The sequence below is a fragment of the Buttiauxella sp. genome, assembly GCF_049686335.1.
In the GTDB taxonomy this organism is placed as follows: Bacteria; Pseudomonadota; Gammaproteobacteria; order Enterobacterales; family Enterobacteriaceae; genus Buttiauxella.
Genome location: NZ_JBAVHX010000023.1, coordinates 1 through 15486 on the forward strand (window position 1 = coordinate 1; position 15486 = coordinate 15486).

General features: G+C 48.8%; 15 protein-coding genes. 7 read left to right on the forward strand and 8 right to left on the reverse strand.

From position 1 onward, the window contains the following. The first annotated feature begins 282 nt into the window (after window positions 1-282). On the forward strand, window positions 283-1587 hold the full coding sequence (locus WBL83_RS15550) for an MFS transporter (RefSeq protein WP_424590004.1): 1305 nt from the start codon (window positions 283-285) through the stop codon (window positions 1585-1587). Here the strand turns inward: WBL83_RS15550 and WBL83_RS15555 are convergent. The 5 genes from WBL83_RS15555 to trxC form a co-directional block, all read right to left on the reverse strand. Further along, window positions 1584-1907, reverse strand: a complete 324-nt coding sequence (locus WBL83_RS15555) for a YfiM family lipoprotein (protein ID WP_424590005.1) — start codon at window positions 1905-1907, stop codon at window positions 1584-1586. The two genes, WBL83_RS15550 and WBL83_RS15555, sit on opposite strands and share 4 nt — an antisense overlap. A 59-nt stretch (window positions 1908-1966) precedes the next feature. Continuing rightward, the gene (pssA, locus tag WBL83_RS15560; RefSeq protein ID WP_424590006.1) at window positions 1967-3322 is read right to left on the reverse strand and encodes a CDP-diacylglycerol--serine O-phosphatidyltransferase; all 1356 of its coding nucleotides are present in this window, start codon (window positions 3320-3322) and stop codon (window positions 1967-1969) included. 114 nt (window positions 3323-3436) lie between these two features. Continuing rightward, window positions 3437-6097, reverse strand: a complete 2661-nt coding sequence (locus WBL83_RS15565) for a bifunctional acetate--CoA ligase family protein/GNAT family N-acetyltransferase (protein WP_424590007.1) — start codon at window positions 6095-6097, stop codon at window positions 3437-3439. A 32-nt stretch (window positions 6098-6129) separates the two neighbouring features. Then, complete coding sequence (locus WBL83_RS15570; RefSeq protein ID WP_424590008.1) at window positions 6130-6831, reverse strand: tRNA-uridine aminocarboxypropyltransferase; 702 nt, start codon at window positions 6829-6831, stop codon at window positions 6130-6132. Window positions 6832-6903: 72 nt separating this feature from the next. Next, a complete protein-coding gene (gene trxC / locus WBL83_RS15575; protein ID WP_424590009.1) occupies window positions 6904-7323 on the reverse strand; it encodes a thioredoxin TrxC in 420 nt (139 codons plus the stop codon). Window positions 7324-7534: 211 nt separating this feature from the next. Here trxC and WBL83_RS15580 point away from each other — a divergent pair, with 211 nt between their 5' ends. Together WBL83_RS15580 and WBL83_RS15585 are read left to right on the forward strand one after the other, a co-directional pair. Beyond that, a complete protein-coding gene (locus WBL83_RS15580) occupies window positions 7535-8596 on the forward strand; it encodes a tRNA/rRNA methyltransferase (protein ID WP_424590010.1) in 1062 nt (353 codons plus the stop codon). 127 nt (window positions 8597-8723) lie between these two features. After that, a complete protein-coding gene (locus tag WBL83_RS15585; RefSeq protein WP_424590011.1) occupies window positions 8724-9089 on the forward strand; it encodes a transposase domain-containing protein in 366 nt (121 codons plus the stop codon). Between the two features lie 34 nt (window positions 9090-9123). Here WBL83_RS15585 and ung read toward each other — a convergent pair whose 3' ends face one another. Beyond that, window positions 9124-9804 (reverse strand): uracil-DNA glycosylase, encoded by a 681-nt coding sequence (ung, locus tag WBL83_RS15590; RefSeq protein ID WP_424590012.1) that lies wholly within the window; start codon window positions 9802-9804, stop codon window positions 9124-9126. 319 nt (window positions 9805-10123) lie between these two features. Between ung and grcA the strand changes: the two genes are divergently transcribed. Then, on the forward strand, window positions 10124-10507 hold the full coding sequence (grcA, locus tag WBL83_RS15595) for an autonomous glycyl radical cofactor GrcA (RefSeq protein WP_183270239.1): 384 nt from the start codon (window positions 10124-10126) through the stop codon (window positions 10505-10507). Window positions 10508-10652: 145 nt separating this feature from the next. Here grcA and srmB read toward each other — a convergent pair whose 3' ends face one another. Continuing rightward, window positions 10653-11975, reverse strand: coding sequence for an ATP-dependent RNA helicase SrmB (gene srmB, locus WBL83_RS15600; protein ID WP_424590013.1), 1323 nt, complete (start codon window positions 11973-11975; stop codon window positions 10653-10655). Between the two features lie 133 nt (window positions 11976-12108). Here srmB and trmN point away from each other — a divergent pair, with 133 nt between their 5' ends. Then, window positions 12109-12846: a tRNA(1)(Val) (adenine(37)-N(6))-methyltransferase TrmN gene (gene trmN / locus WBL83_RS15605; RefSeq protein WP_424590014.1), complete on the forward strand. Its 738-nt coding sequence runs from the start codon at window positions 12109-12111 to the stop codon at window positions 12844-12846. Here the strand turns inward: trmN and nadB are convergent. Then, entirely contained in the window at window positions 12831-14447 is a 1617-nt protein-coding gene (gene nadB / locus WBL83_RS15610) for an L-aspartate oxidase (RefSeq protein WP_424590015.1), read from the reverse strand. The two genes, trmN and nadB, sit on opposite strands and share 16 nt — an antisense overlap. Window positions 14448-14801: 354 nt before the next feature. Here nadB and WBL83_RS15615 point away from each other — a divergent pair, with 354 nt between their 5' ends. Next, entirely contained in the window at window positions 14802-14858 is a 57-nt protein-coding gene (locus tag WBL83_RS15615; RefSeq protein WP_370090880.1) for a hypothetical protein, read from the forward strand. A 22-nt stretch (window positions 14859-14880) separates the two neighbouring features. Further along, window positions 14881-15456, forward strand: a complete 576-nt coding sequence (gene rpoE / locus WBL83_RS15620) for an RNA polymerase sigma factor RpoE (protein WP_016537822.1) — start codon at window positions 14881-14883, stop codon at window positions 15454-15456. Window positions 15457-15486: the final 30 nt, after the last annotated feature.

Below are 15486 nucleotides of genomic sequence, written 5' to 3' on the forward strand. Positions count from 1 at the left end.
TCAAGTGAAAAGCCCTGTACTGACGTACAGGGATTTTTGCTGTCTGTGACAAAATTGTCTGGAACAATTTGAACGCCGTTTACGGCGGCCCCTCCGGGGCGAGTATCCGGATGATACGAGTAATTTACGCAATTTCCCCAATAGAACCCGCAAAAAGATTAGCTTGCTCACAGTTTTTACTGCAACTACATCGAAACAGATTACTCTGTATAGCATCTCTTTTATCACCTGCTTTACTGGATCTTCAGGCTTTATGCCTATTCAGGAAGACAGGAGAAAAAAATGACAGAAGCAGCAACAACACATCAGGATAAAGCTGCTCTTACAGGTTCAGATACGCGGCGTCGCATTTGGGCAATTGTGGGAGCATCGTCCGGGAATTTGGTTGAGTGGTTTGATTTCTACGTCTACTCATTCTGTTCCCTCTATTTTGCACACATCTTTTTTCCTTCAGGTAATAGCACAACACAACTTTTGCAAACAGCAGGCGTATTTGCCGCAGGCTTCTTGATGCGGCCAATCGGAGGCTGGCTGTTTGGCTATATTGCGGATAAACACGGACGTAAGAATTCCATGCTTATCTCGGTTTGTATGATGTGCTTTGGATCGTTAGTGATCGCCTGTTTACCCGGTTACTCCACTATCGGGACATGGGCACCTGCGCTTCTTTTGTTGGCTCGCTTATTTCAGGGATTATCCGTTGGAGGCGAGTACGGAACAAGTGCGACATACATGAGTGAAGTCGCTGTAGAAGGGAGAAAAGGATTTTATGCGTCTTTTCAATATGTAACGCTTATCGGCGGGCAGCTTTTAGCACTTTTAGTCGTTGTCGTTCTTCAGCAAATTCTGAGTGAAGAAGAGTTACGTGAATGGGGCTGGCGAATTCCGTTTGCACTAGGTGCCGTTTTAGCTGTTGTTGCTCTCTATTTACGCCGCTCTTTGGACGAGACCTCCGATAAAGCAACACGGGAACATAAGGATGCAGGGACTCTGAGTGGGCTATGGAAACACCGCCGTGCATTTATTATGGTGCTGGGGTTCACCGCCGGTGGTTCGTTAAGCTTTTATACCTTCACAACTTATATGCAAAAGTATTTAGTCAATACCGCAGGCATGCATGCCAATACTGCCAGCGCTCTGATGACGTTCGCATTGTTTATATTTATGTTGGTACAACCCTTCTTTGGCGCGCTGTCTGACAAGATTGGCCGACGTAACTCCATGCTTTGTTTTGGTGGACTGGCGACAGTAATGACTGTGCCAATTCTTACCGCATTGCAAAACGTGACGTCCCCTTATGCAGCTTTCGGCCTGGTCATATTCGCTATGCTTATCGTCAGTTTTTACACGTCCATTAGCGGTATTTTGAAAGCAGAAATGTTTCCACCGGAAGTCCGGGCATTAGGTGTCGGCCTGTCTTATGCCGTGGCGAATGCATTGTTTGGTGGCTCAGCGGAATATGTCGCGCTTTCACTGAAATCGATAGGAATGGAAACCGCATTTTTCTGGTATGTCTCAGGAATGGGGGCTCTGGCATTCCTGGTTTCCCTGATGCTGCACCGCAAAGGGAAGGGAATCAAACTCTAATATTTGGCGAGTTGCCAGATTGCGTAGCCGGTGGCAGCACCGGCTACATCCCATGTAAAATCTTTCCAGCTCCATCCGCTGCCAGCTTCCCGACTATCCCAGAATTCTTTCGTTGCTCCAAGACTGACGGAAAATAAGAAACCGAAGTTTGCGCTGCGGGAATCGCTCCATCCCTGATGTTGGCCATACTCATTACCTGCAGCAGATAAAATAGCTGATGCGATAAAGTGCTGTGCTTTATCCTGACCATGCCACTGGTCTTGCGCCATATGGCTACAACCGCTGAGAAGGAGTATTGAGGGAAGTAAAAGACGTAGCATTCATGATCCTCTGGGTACAAAAAAGCCCTGCAAGCAGGGCTTTTCAGTATAGCGATGAACTACAGAATACGACTTATCAAACGATCGATACGGATACGGCGTAGACGGCGAATAAGTTTACGCACTTTCACAGGGTAATCAGCAATGCTCTGTAGATCATGATAGTGCTGAACTACCGTAGTATGAGTCCGGATTAAATCTAACTCATGGTCACGTTGAGCGGCCAGTTCTTGTTTAGGATCATGAATAAGAAGCGCATTCTCCAAATCTAGTCTCCATGCTCTCGGGTTAAGGTTATTACCCGTCAACAGCATCCACTCATCATCAACCCACATGCCTTTAAGGTGATAGCTGTTATCGTCATCTTTCCACAGACGTACCACCAATTGACCACTGTTAACGTAGTATTGTAGACGGCTCAGGAAGCGGCGAAGATTAATTTCATAGAGATAAGGCAATGCACCAATTATCTTAAACGGCTGATCTTCTGGAATATAAAAATCATTCGCCGTTTTATCACCGACAATAATCTCGACTTCTTTCCCTTCGCGTAACAGCTGGATGATACTCCGCACCAGCACAGCTGGCAGGTTGAAATACGGTGTACAGATAATCAGCTTTTGCTCGGTACACGGCATTAAATGGTAGATTGTTTTGTTCAGCAGACTACTTTTTCCCAGACCAACTAACGGCGTAACGGCAAGTTGCTCGTTATCGGCATTGCCCTGGAAATGGAAACTGGCATCACGTAACTCCTGACGGAATAAGCGAATGTCATTTTTAATTTCCGGACTTTTTGGTCGATGTTGTCTGTCTAATCGATGGACTGCGCGACCACCAACCAGATTTTCTTGCATCCAGTTATACATGATGTCGGACAGCTGAGAATTGCAGACAACCTGGTAGCGGTCATAGCGATATTTATCCTGCTGATGCAGGTAAACATCATTAATACTCGCGCCGCTATAAATCACGCAATCATCAACGATAAAACCTTTGAAATGCAGCACGCCCAAGGCTTCACGCGTGTTGACCGGCACGCCATAGACGGGGATATCTACGCCGGGGTACTCCTCGGTCATACGCTGATACCAGTCGGCATTGGTGTTAGTCGCAGCCGCGCCAATACGGCCTCGTTGAGCACGATGCCAGTCAACCAGAACGGTGACTGCAATTTCCGGACGTTGTTGCTTTGCCTTGTAGAGAGCATGCAACACGGCTTTACCGGCGTCATCTTGCTCAAGATACAGTGCGACAATGCAGATGCGGCGCGTAGCACCAGCAATTTTTTGCAGCAGAACTTCACGGAAATCCGCTGGGGAGAAAAGGGTCTTTACATCATCAACTGACTGAGAAAGCTTCGGCAATTGGGCAAGGTGTTGTTGATGTTTATTACGTTTAAATTTAGACAACATCACAGTGCGTATCTTCTCTATTCATTGGATGGCCTTCTGCAAAATCCAGACGTCAGAACTTGCTGATAATACCACTACTGACCCGTAAAGTGAGTAAGTTTTCCAGTACCTTACTCACGAATCTATGCTTTTAATCAATGGAAGAGTCAGGCTTACGATGCCATCTTCTAATTGAATATCGACATCAAATCCAAGCTTGCGAGCTAAAGAGACCATACCGCGGTTGTTCGGCATCGTAATACCATTCAGCCTTTGCAGGCCATGATCACCGGTGTAGCTAATCAGCTTTTCCAATAAGCGTCGCCCCAGTCCAAGCCCTTTCAAATCGGAACGAACCAGCACCGCAAACTCGGCATCAATATTATCGGGATCTGAGATTGCCCGTGTGACACCGATAATCTCCGGTGATCCATTTTGTTCACGAACAGCCACAAAAGCCATTTCTCGATCGTAGTCGATCTGGGTCATATTGGCTAAATCTTCATGGGTAAATTCGTTGATCTCACTGAAATAGCGATAGTAAAGATCCTCTTTGGTGACAAGGGAGATAAACTGTTGTAGCAACGGTTCATCTTCCGGCAGGATCGGGCGGAACAAACATTGTTCACCATTCTTGAGAATGATGTTTTCTTCCAGTTGATAAGGATAAGGGCGAATGGCAAGACGGCTTTCCGGATCGCCCTCAAACTTATCGAGCTGCAAAGTGACATCCAGCAAGGTGAATTCATTGCCCGAAGCCAGAAGGGGATGAATATCCAGGCGGCGAATTTCCGGGCAATCCACGATTAAGTTTGAAACCTGAACCAGGATTTGGCTAATTCCGGGAACATCCAGCGGACGTAATGCGCTGCGCCCACGGATCTTACCGCTTTTGATAGCCTGAATAACCAGATAGCGGGCGAGATTCATATTGAGCGGCGGTAATGCCACGACCGCCTGCTGATCCGGTCTCCATTCAACGCCACCTTCACCTAACATAATCAGCGGGCCAAATACCGGATCGTGTTCAACCACGATTCGAAGTTCCTGAGCGCCTGCACGGTTAGCCATGCTTTGTACCAACAATCCGTGGATCCGCGCTTGTGGCCACGCCATTTTAACGCGATCAATAATCGCATCAGCGGCTTGCTGAACCTCAGTAGCAGTTCTCAGATACAGCATCACCCCCTGGACTTCAGACTTATGCGGAATGTCCGGGGAACGTAACTTCAGCGCGACGGGATAACCAATTTGTTCGGCAATATGCACCGCTTCTGCGCTGTCACTCGCAATCCAGGTTGGCAACGTATTCAGCCCATACGCCTGTAAAATAGGGCGAACTTCATGGGTATCGAGCGAGGTAGCGCCTTCGCTTAATGCCTGCTGGAGAAGAAGGTGAGCTTCGCTGGTATTGGCTGTCAAATTGGCGGGCAAAGCCGGTGTTTCACGCAGTTGCTTCTGGTTTCGACGATATTCCACCATATGCATAAAGGCGGTAACGGCACCTTCAGGCGTACGGTAAGTGGGAATGCCTGCTTCGCTGAATAACCGCCTCGATTCCTGGGAAGAAAACTCGCCGCACCAGTTGGTGATTAAAGTGATGTATTTGCTGCGCGGGTGTCGGCGTATCAGCTCAATTAAAGCGGTGGCACTTTCGGTTCCTGGCGCCGCCGCACTCGGAGCATGAATAATCATTAACGCGTCAAAATCTTGGCTATCGAGCAGGGTTTCCACAGCACGCAGATAACGTTCAGGCGTCGCATCATCGCGAAGATCTAATGGATTGCCACTTTCAACACTGACTGGCAAAGCACTCTTTAGCTTATTAAGGATTTCATCACTCAGCGTCGCGAGCTTCCCGTTCCGCAGCCATAACTCGTCCAGTGCAAGAGCGGCAGGTGCCGCGCCATTGCTGATAATCATCAAACGCTCACCACGCAATGGACGCATGTGGCTTAAGGTTTCTACCGCCGAAAACAGCTCATGAGTGTCCTGGACGCGTAACAAACCGGCACGCTGAATAGCGGCGTCCCACGCGGCATCAAGTCCTAAATGTGTTTTAAGCAGTTCCTGCGCTTTTGCACTGCGCCCGCTTTTAATCACCAGAATGGGTTTATTACGTGAAGCACTTCGGGCAGCCGAGACAAAACGTCGTGCATCGCTTAGGTGTTCGAGATACAGCAAAATTGCGCTGGTTTTTGTATCGCGAGCCAGATAATCCAGCAGTTCATCAACATCAATATCAAGGCTGTCACCCAGAGCAATAAACCATGAGAATCCCATTTCCCGTTGCTGCGCCCAGTCGAGGATCGTGTTGGATACGGCGGCAGATTGCGAGATAAATGCAAGCTTTCCTTTCTGAATCGGAACGGGAGAGAAACTCGCATTCAGGCCTTGCCAGGGGGCAAGCAGACCGAGGCTATTGGGTCCGAGTAGACGCATTTGCCATTGGGTCGCACAGGCTAATAATTCGGGGAGCTGTTCTGGTGGCGCGGAGAGAATGATGCAGGCTTTGCACCCTTTTTCGCCCAGAGATTGCAATAATTCAAGGTTACGTTTCGAGTGAGTACAAATTACTGCAAGGTCAGGGGGAAAGGGGAGGCTTGATATATCAGGCCAGGCAAGAACACCGCATACCGCTTTATGGCTCGGTGTTACGGGCATTACCGGGCCATTAAAACCGCCAGCCAACAGATTGCGCATCATTAAGTAACCGGCACGATCTGTTTTCGCCGAAGCGCCGATAACAGCGATTGATTTGGGACGCAGCAGCGCCTCCAGCCCACGTTGACTCATTGTTCTCTCCACTGAGAATTAACTCAGTGAGTTTAAACGCTTTCTGGCTCTGCTGCTGTGATACGGGATTGATGATGAGGTTTACCTGCCAGATATCGTTCACGGAACAACGTGAAATGCTCTGTCAGACCTCTTGCCGCTTGTTCATCATCGGCCAGTGTGAGTAGTGCGGCGGCCACTTCGGCTGTGCAGTATTGACCGTCTGCGTGGGCTTCACGTAACTGATAAGCAGAGACAATACTCAAATCAACCGAAATAACGGGCAGTTGATCAAGCCAGGGGCTTTTTCGGAACATCTTGCGTGCTTCAGTCCAGGTGCCATCCAGCATAATAAACAGCGGTGGCTTGCCACTTTTTGGCGGCATCGTCAGCACTTCACGTCCGATGCTTGCATATGAGGCAGGGAATACAACCATCGGCTGGTAATCTGGTGAGCTGACTAAATCGAGCAGCGCCTCAGGTGGCTCGGTACGTGACCACTGGAAGGCTTCGGTATCAGGAAGAATATCTGCAATCAGTCTGCCAGTATTACTTGGCTTCATCGGTTCCGTATCGAACATAACTAAACAGAAACGGCTACGTGCATTCTGCGGTTGTAGCGTTTCACACAAACACTGTTTGAGCGGCAATAAGCAACGCTGGCAACGGCGAATGCGATTACCACGGGCGAGGAAAGGGCGAGTTGCACGCGCCAGGCGTTCGGCACGAAGACGTAAGACGGCGTTTTCAGTCATCAGATAAACAAGCTTAAAAACGCCATTCTAACGTAGATGAAGTTCACAGGTACAAGAAACGTACCCGTTAACTTAGAGATTTTCGTTCAGCCAGCTATCAAACGGGGCTTTCGGCATCGCTCCGTTTAGCATGTCGACCATCTCACCTTTTTTGAACACCATAATGGTGGGAATACTGCGGATGCGAAAACGTGCGCTAAGCGTCGGTTCTGCTTCAGTATTCACTTTAACGAAGCGTACTTTGCCACTTCGTTCTTCAGCGACATCTTCGAAAATTGGCGCGAAGTTGACACAAGGGCCACACCATGGTGCCCAGAAATCCACTACCACAGGCAAGTCGTCTTGCAGCAGCTTATCCAGAGTCTCGCTGGTGGCATTAATCACCTCACCATCAAAGAGATCATGACCACAACGGCCACATTTGGCACCGTCATCAATACGCTCATCAGGAATGCGATTAGTTGCCTGGCAGGCGGCACAAACGGTATTCATAACTAACCTCTAAAGGATGTGTTGTCTAATAATGGTGAAAGTCATAGATGATGTTTCTTATATGTTAAATATTATCGGCGATTAGTCGAGTGCCAGCAAAGTGATTTATTCGATGACTACAATAGTTACCGGCTTTTGACCAAAGTTAATGGCTAACGAGTGCCACATCGGGTAATCTGCGCGCCACGCGCTCAGCCAGGTGGAGAAAAGCATGAACGACGAATTTAAAGGTAAAAGCGGCAAGGTCAAAGTGATGTATGTCCGCGGTGACGATGACAGCGAAAAACGCAGCCAAAACCCGCGCACAGGTAAAGGCGGTGGGCGTCCTGCAGCACCGTCACGGGGTGAGGGCCGTCGTGGTCCACGTCGCGATGATAAACCTGGCGCAGGGCGCGAGCGGAATCGTAGTGACGATCGTGAAGACCGCGGGGATAACCCGTGGAGAACAGTCTCACGTCCGCCAAGAGAAGAAGTAGTAGAAGCAGGCGAGCAAATGGGTGCCAACGGCAGACCAATTGTTGACCCTGAAGTGATTCGCCGCCAACGTGCGGAAGAAACGCGTGTTTATGGTGAAAATGCTTGTCAGGCTCTGTTCCTGAGCCGTCCTGATTGCATCGTTCGCGGCTGGTTTGTCCAGAGCGTGACGCCGCGTTTCAAAGAAGCATTGCGTTGGATGGCTGCAAACCGTAAAGCCTACCATGTGGTCGACGATGCTGAGTTAGTGAAAGCATCCGGTACAGAGCACCACGGTGGCGTTTGCTTCATCATCAAAAAACGTCGCGGTATTACCGTTCAAAGCTGGCTGTCTAAAGCTGGTGAAGAAGATTGTGTGTTGGCGCTGGAAAACGTCGCTAACCCGCATAACCTCGGTGGCATTATGCGTAGCTGCGCGCACTTCGGTGTGAAAGGTTTGCTGGTGGAAGATGCAGCAATGCTTGAGTCTGGCGCTGCGGTTCGTACTGCCGAAGGTGGTGCCGAGCATGTTGAAGCTATCAGCGGCGAGACTTTCAATGAAGGTCTGGAGCAATTCCGTAAAGCAGGTTACGCGATTGTCACGACATCAAGCCATAAAGGAACTCCGCTTTTCAAAGCTGAGCTGCCGAAAAAAATGGTTCTGGTGTTAGGTCAGGAACGTGAAGGCGTTTCCGATGCGACCTTTGAAAATGCCGACATGAGCGTTGCCATCGATGGCACCGGTAATGTCGAAAGCCTGAACGTATCTGTCGCGACAGGTGTGTTGTTGGCAGAATGGTGGCGTCAAAACAAAGCGTAACGCTTTGAGAATGACCGAGCTAAATAAAAAGCCAGCCGTGAAGGTTAATGCCGATCATTTAAGGATCGGTTGACCGATCCGGTGGCTGGTGTAAAAAGGGTTCATGTTCATCATGGACCCTTTTTAATTGGAACTTTCACAAGCCCCTGGCATTATCAATGTCACCACGCCTGAACATGCCCGCAACCCCTCTGAATTTATCCCCTCTGAATTTATCCAGCGAGCACTTACGCTGACTGATACCGTCACGCTGCGCAAACGCCAACTTCCTCTCGAATCCATGATTTGTGCAGCCAGCCGGAGAAAAACGGCATGGCTGCTGATAACGTTGCCGTGGGCTTTACCCGGAAAGGTGCCGTGCGAGTTAAGGACGCTGTATGTGAAGGCGAAATGGCTGGTATTACCAGGGCGAAGGGAACGAAGTTGCCCACGAGAACTCAGGGTCAGAAGCAGAAAATACCCGGATAAAAAAGCTGCTGGTCACCTTAAGTGACCAGCATTAAGCGTAAGCTGGCTTTTTTTTCTCTTTATTCAGGTAACTCTGGCGTCCAGTGAATGGTGGGCTGATTACGCTCTGCCAGATATTCATTGGTTTTTGAGAAGTGACCGCATCCCAGAAAGCCCCGGTGTGCCGACAACGGCGACGGATGAGGCGCCAGCAAAACGTAATGGCGGTTCCGGTCAATAAAGCTGCCTTTCTTCTGTGCATGTGAACCCCACAGTAAGAAAACTACTCCTTCACAATGTTCATTTATCAAAGCGATGACTTTATCCGTAAAGGTTTCCCAGCCTAATTTCGCATGCGAATGCGCCTTGCCTGCTTCAACCGTTAGAACCGTATTGAGCAGCATTACGCCCTGGCGCGCCCAGCTTTCCAGATAGCCATGGTTTGGTCGCACAAAATCCGTAATGTCACTCTGTAACTCTTTATACATATTGGATAGCGAAGGTGGCACCGCAACACCCGGTAGCACAGAGAACGCCAGACCATGTGCTTGACCTGGTCCGTGGTAGGGATCCTGACCCAGGATCACAACTTTCACATCTCCTAGCTCAGTAAATCTGAAAGCATTGAAGACGTCCTTCTGAGGTGGGTATACAGTTACCCCAGCAGCACGACGTTCAGCAACGGTTGCCAGCGTATTCGTGAAATAGGTTTGTTGCTTCTCTTGCGCCAGCACATCGTGCCAGGTGAGTTGGGTCGTCATCTCGCTCTCCTGCGATTCGTAATGCGACTAGCTTAACGGCTTCTTTCTTCTAAGCAAATGAATGCGCTACAGAAGAAGCAAGAACCTAAAAAAAGTTGAAAATTTACATAATTTTTAACTTCTACTAAATGAGCTAAGTTGATGTAAAACAAATAAATGATATGATAGCCACATTGGTTGCATGGAATTAATTGATTTAAATCAAGGTTTGCCATGTGTTTGGCTAGTATAAAGATCAGTAACGCAACAATGGTTTTACCAATGAGCCAGTTTATGGCCCGAAATAGAATCACAAAATTAGCCCATAGGGAGAAATAAAATGATTACTGGTATCCAAATTACTAAAGCTGCAAATGATTCACTCCTGAACTCTATCTGGCTGCTGGACAGCGAGAAAGGCGAAGCGCGTTGTGTCTGTGCTAAAGCAGATTTTGCAGAAGATGAAGTTGTCGCAGTGAGCAAACTGGGTGAGTTCGAATATCGTGAAATCCCAGTTGAAGCAAAACCTGAAGTTCGTGTGGAAGGTGGTCAGCATTTGAACGTGAACGTTCTGCGCCGCGAAACTCTGGAAGATGCAGTTAAACATCCAGAAAAATACCCACAGCTGACCATTCGTGTGTCTGGTTATGCGGTGCGTTTCAACTCACTGACTCCAGAACAACAGCGTGACGTTATCGCTCGTACATTTACAGCAAGCCTGTAATAGTTAAAATATTAAAAAAGCCGGTGCAACTGCACCGGCTTTTTTTATGGGTTTGATTCAATAATGATGATTAAACCGCTAAAACATCCATTCAAAACATAAAAAAACCGCCTAAACGGAGGCGGTTTTAAGTATCAATGACGATTTATTCAGCAGAGTCAGTTTTCGCACTGCTTGGCTTGCGGCGCTTACCAACGTTCTTCTTATCACGAAGGCGAACTTTCACACGCGGTTTTTCTTTATCGTCTTTTTTCTTCTCTTCGCGCCTGGCGAGAACTTTCTTCGACGGTTTACCCGTGAGTTTCTCACTTGGCGCACGAGTCGTAGGACGCAGTTCATCAATCACACGCGATTTCATCGGCTCTTTCATGTAGCGAGTGACTTTGCCAAGCAGCAAATGGTCATGCGCTTCAACCAGTGAAATTGCCGTACCTTTGAGTCCAGCGCGGCCAGTACGCCCGATACGGTGCAGATAGGTATCAGCGGTACGTGGCATATCGAAGTTGAACACATGGCTGACTTCTGGAATATCAATACCACGCGCGGCAACATCGGTAGCAATCAGTACGTTCACGCGGCCATCAGTCAAACGCTTGATAGCTTCAGTACGCTTCATTTGCACCATTTCGCCTTCGAGATAGCAGGTGTTGATACCCGCTTCACGCAGCCACGCTACTAATTCATGCACACGATCGCGTTTACGCACAAACACGATTGAACGTGTGGTATCCGGTTGTTGTAGCAAATGCACCAACAGCGCGGTTTTATGTTCAACGTTGTCTGCGCGGTAGTACCACTGATGGATTTTCTTGCGCTCACGAGTTGATGATGTAGCAGAAACTTCAACAGGGTCTTCTAACAAACGCTCTGCAAAATTCTTAATTGCATCGCCTTCAAGCGTTGCGGAGAACAGCATGGTTTGTTTGCGCCAGCGAGTTTCAGCAGCAATGGTTTCGATATCCTGCGCAAAGCCCAGATCCAACATGCGATCGGCTTCATCAAGAATCAGTGTCTCTACCGCACGGCAATCAAAATTTTCTTCTTTAATGTATTGCAGCAGGCGACCCGTCGTTGCAACAACGATATCCTGGTTTTCGCTGAACACTTCTGCGTGGTTCATATAAGCCACGCCACCTGTGATGGTTGCGATATCAAGATGGGTATGTTTTGCCAGTTCACGAGCGTGATCGGCCACTTGCATTGCCAGTTCACGCGTTGGCGTGACGATCAAAATACGTGGTGGGCCAGACTTCTTACGCGGGAAATCGACCAAATGCTGTAACACAGGCAGCAAATAAGCGGCTGTTTTACCGGTACCGGTTGGTGCGGAACCGAGGACATCACGCCCTTCAAGTGCAGGTGGAATGGCGGCAGCCTGAATAGCTGTCGGGCGGGTAAAGCCCTTGTCCTGGAGCGCGAGCAACAAGCTCTCGTCAAGTTCGAGTTCGGAAAAAGTGGTTACAGTCATGGTCTTCCTCTATGTAGGGCGCCGATTATAGACGTTATGGCTGCGATCTTCATCTGTTTGTGTGGGTAACTGACGCTTTTCCTGGCTGCAAGTTTCCCCTATGCTACTCCAGTTTCTCTACAGGGTAGCTAAGATGTGCAGTCAAAAAGCAGTATTGCGTCGTGATGGATTCACCTTTAAACAGTTCTTTGTAGCGCACGATCGATGCGCAATGAAAGTTGGTACCGATGGCACGTTGCTGGGAGCGTGGGTTCCCGTCGCTAAAGTAAAGAATGCACTGGATATCGGCACTGGTAGCGGGTTGCTGGCATTGATGCTGGCGCAACGTACGTCTGAAGATGTAATCATTGATGCCGTGGAACTTGATCCCATTGCCGCAGAGCAGGCCGCGGAAAACGCGGCAGGGTGTAAGTGGTCTTCACGCATTAATGTTCATTGTGCGGATATCCGTGAGTGGGCGCAGCAAGCTACGCAACGTTACTCGTTAATAGTTAGCAATCCACCGTTTTTTGCACAGGGCAGTGATTGTGCATCCCCGGAACGTGCTCAGGCTCGTTATACCACGACGCTTGATCATCAGGCGTTGCTGAGCAGTGCAGCGGAATTGATCACGGAAGACGGCTTTTTCTGTGTGATCATGCCTGAAACGTCGGGAACAGCTTTTACTGAGTTAGCAAAAACGCAGGGATGGTTTGTACGTTATCGTACAGATATTGCAGATAATGAAACGCGTTTGCCGCATCGTGTGATGCTTGCGTTGTCACCGACAGACGGAGAGTACTTTACCGATCGTTTGATTATTCGTGGGCCAGACCAGCAATATTCCGAAGGATACTGTGGCCTAACCCAGGACTTCTATTTGTTTATGTAAAGCGGCGAAAGAATGCTTGGTCCGGAGTTATCAGCCAAATCCGGGTAGTCCAGAGTGTAATGCAAACCCCGGCTTTCTTTACGCATCATGGCACAGCGCACAATTAACTCTGCAACCTGAACCAGGTTGCGAAGTTCCAGTAAATTGTTCGACACGCGGAAGTTGGCATAGTACTCGTCGATTTCCTGCTGCAACATGGTAATTCTGCGCAATGCACGTTCCAGACGGCGAGTGGAGCGCACGATCCCGACGTAATCCCACATAAACAGACGCAGTTCATGCCAGTTGTGCTGGATAACCACCTGTTCATCAGGGTTATCGACGCGACTGTCATCCCAGTCAGGCAATGAGCGGGAAATTCGTGCGTATGGCATGCGCTTCATAATATCCTCCGCGGCTGACCAACCATAAACCAGACACTCGAGTAACGAATTTGACGCCATACGGTTTGCACCGTGCAGCCCGGTATAAGTCACTTCGCCGATAGCGTACAAGCCATCAACGTCAGTGCGACCATTCTCATCCACCATCACACCGCCGCAGGTATAGTGGGCTGCAGGTACCACGGGAACCGGTTCTTTAGTAAGATCGATACCCAGTCCCATCAGTTTTTCGTAAATGGTAGGGAAATGGTGGCGCACAAACTCTTCGGGCTTGTGGCTGATATCCAGATACATGCAATCGGCACCCAGACGTTTCATCTCATGATCGATGGCGCGTGCGACGATGTCGCGCGGGGCAAGTTCGCCGCGCTCATCAAAATCAGGCATAAATCGGCTACCATCTGGGCGTTTGAGATACGCACCTTCACCGCGTAATGCTTCGGTTAGCAGGAAATTTCGCGCTTGCGGATGGAACAAAGCGGTAGGGTGGAACTGATTAAACTCAAGGTTCGCTACACGACAACCGGCACGCCAGGCCATGGCAATACCATCGCCCGAAGAAATATCCGGGTTAGTAGTATATTGATAAACTTTTGATGCGCCGCCGGTGGCTAAAACCACAGCTTTCGTCCGGCAAGTTTCCACTTTTTCGCGGTTACGGTTCCAAATCCACGCACCCACCACGCGACGGGTGCCCGGCAGACCAATCTTATCTGAAACAATCAGATCGACAGCGTTACTCCGCTCAATCACGCGAATATTGGGATGGCTCAACGCTTTGCCGACCAGCGTGGTTTCAACTTCTTTACCTGTGGCATCTGCAGCATGCAGAATGCGGCGATGGCTATGCCCACCTTCGCGAGTTAGATGGTAGCTTTCAGCACCATTTGCCTGGATCTCAGTATCAAACAGCACGCCTTGATCGATTAACCACTGCACACAATGGCGCGCGTTACTGGCAACAAATTCCACCGCATCTCGATCGCAAATTCCGGCACCTGCAATCAGCGTGTCTTCGACATGTGAATCGATGCTATCCGTTTCATCAAACACCGCGGCAATGCCACCTTGAGCATAGAATGTCGAGCCTTCATTTATTGGCCCTTTACTCAGAACAATAACTTTGCAGTTTTCGGCAAGCCGTAAAGCGAGAGATAGGCCAGCAGCTCCGCTACCGACGATAAGTACATCACATGCGAGTTCGGAATTTGCGTTCATCGTGTTTAATTTACTAAACAAAGGTTGGGCCAGCATATCATCCGATGTGGGCTGTAACACGCTTTTTTTAAGGCTGCGTTATATCAACTAAACAAGAGGAGGGTTTTACTCAGTTTCATCCGAATAATAGCGTTAATACACACTTTTTCGCGCCAGCTCACCGTTAGTGGCAGATTTTCTGATGAAAAATCATGATTCATGCGATACTCTGCATGATTCTAGCGATCGCCTTTCAGGATAAAAAAGGTGCCACCGTTTGTGCCATGAAACTTATAATCAAGAAGAGACAATTCGTGGAACAGATCAGGAAAACAATGGCGTAATGGAACTTTGCTCAAATCGAGCGCTCCAACCGTGAACTTGCTCATTTATGCAGAGTTCGGGTGGCTTTTCAATTACGCGTGGAAATAGGTTTGGGGAGACATTACCTCGGATGAGCGAGCAGTTAACGGATCAGGTCCTCGTCGAACGGGTCCAGAAGGGAGATCAGAAGTCATTTAATTTACTGGTGGTTCGCTATCAGCATAAAGTGGCGAGTCTGGTTTCCCGCTATGTACCTTCAGGAGATGTTCCTGACGTGGTGCAGGAGTCTTTCATCAAAGCTTATCGCGCATTGGATTCATTCCGTGGCGATAGTGCGTTTTATACATGGTTGTACCGCATCGCGGTCAACACGGCAAAAAATTATCTGGTTGCTCAGGGACGTCGTCCTCCATCTAGCGATGTGGATGCAATTGATGCGGAAAACTACGAAAGTGGCAGTGCATTAAAAGAAATTTCGAACCCTGAGAACTTAATGTTGTCTGAAGAACTGAGACAAATAGTTTTCCGTACTATTGAGTCACTCCCTGAAGATTTACGCATGGCAATTACGTTGCGGGAGTTGGATGGTTTGAGCTATGAAGAAATAGCCGCCATCATGGATTGCCCAGTAGGGACTGTACGTTCTCGTATTTTCCGTGCGCGGGAAGCTATTGATAATAAAGTTCAACCGCTTATCAGGCGTTGACGATAGCGGGTTACTGGAAGGGTAATTAGG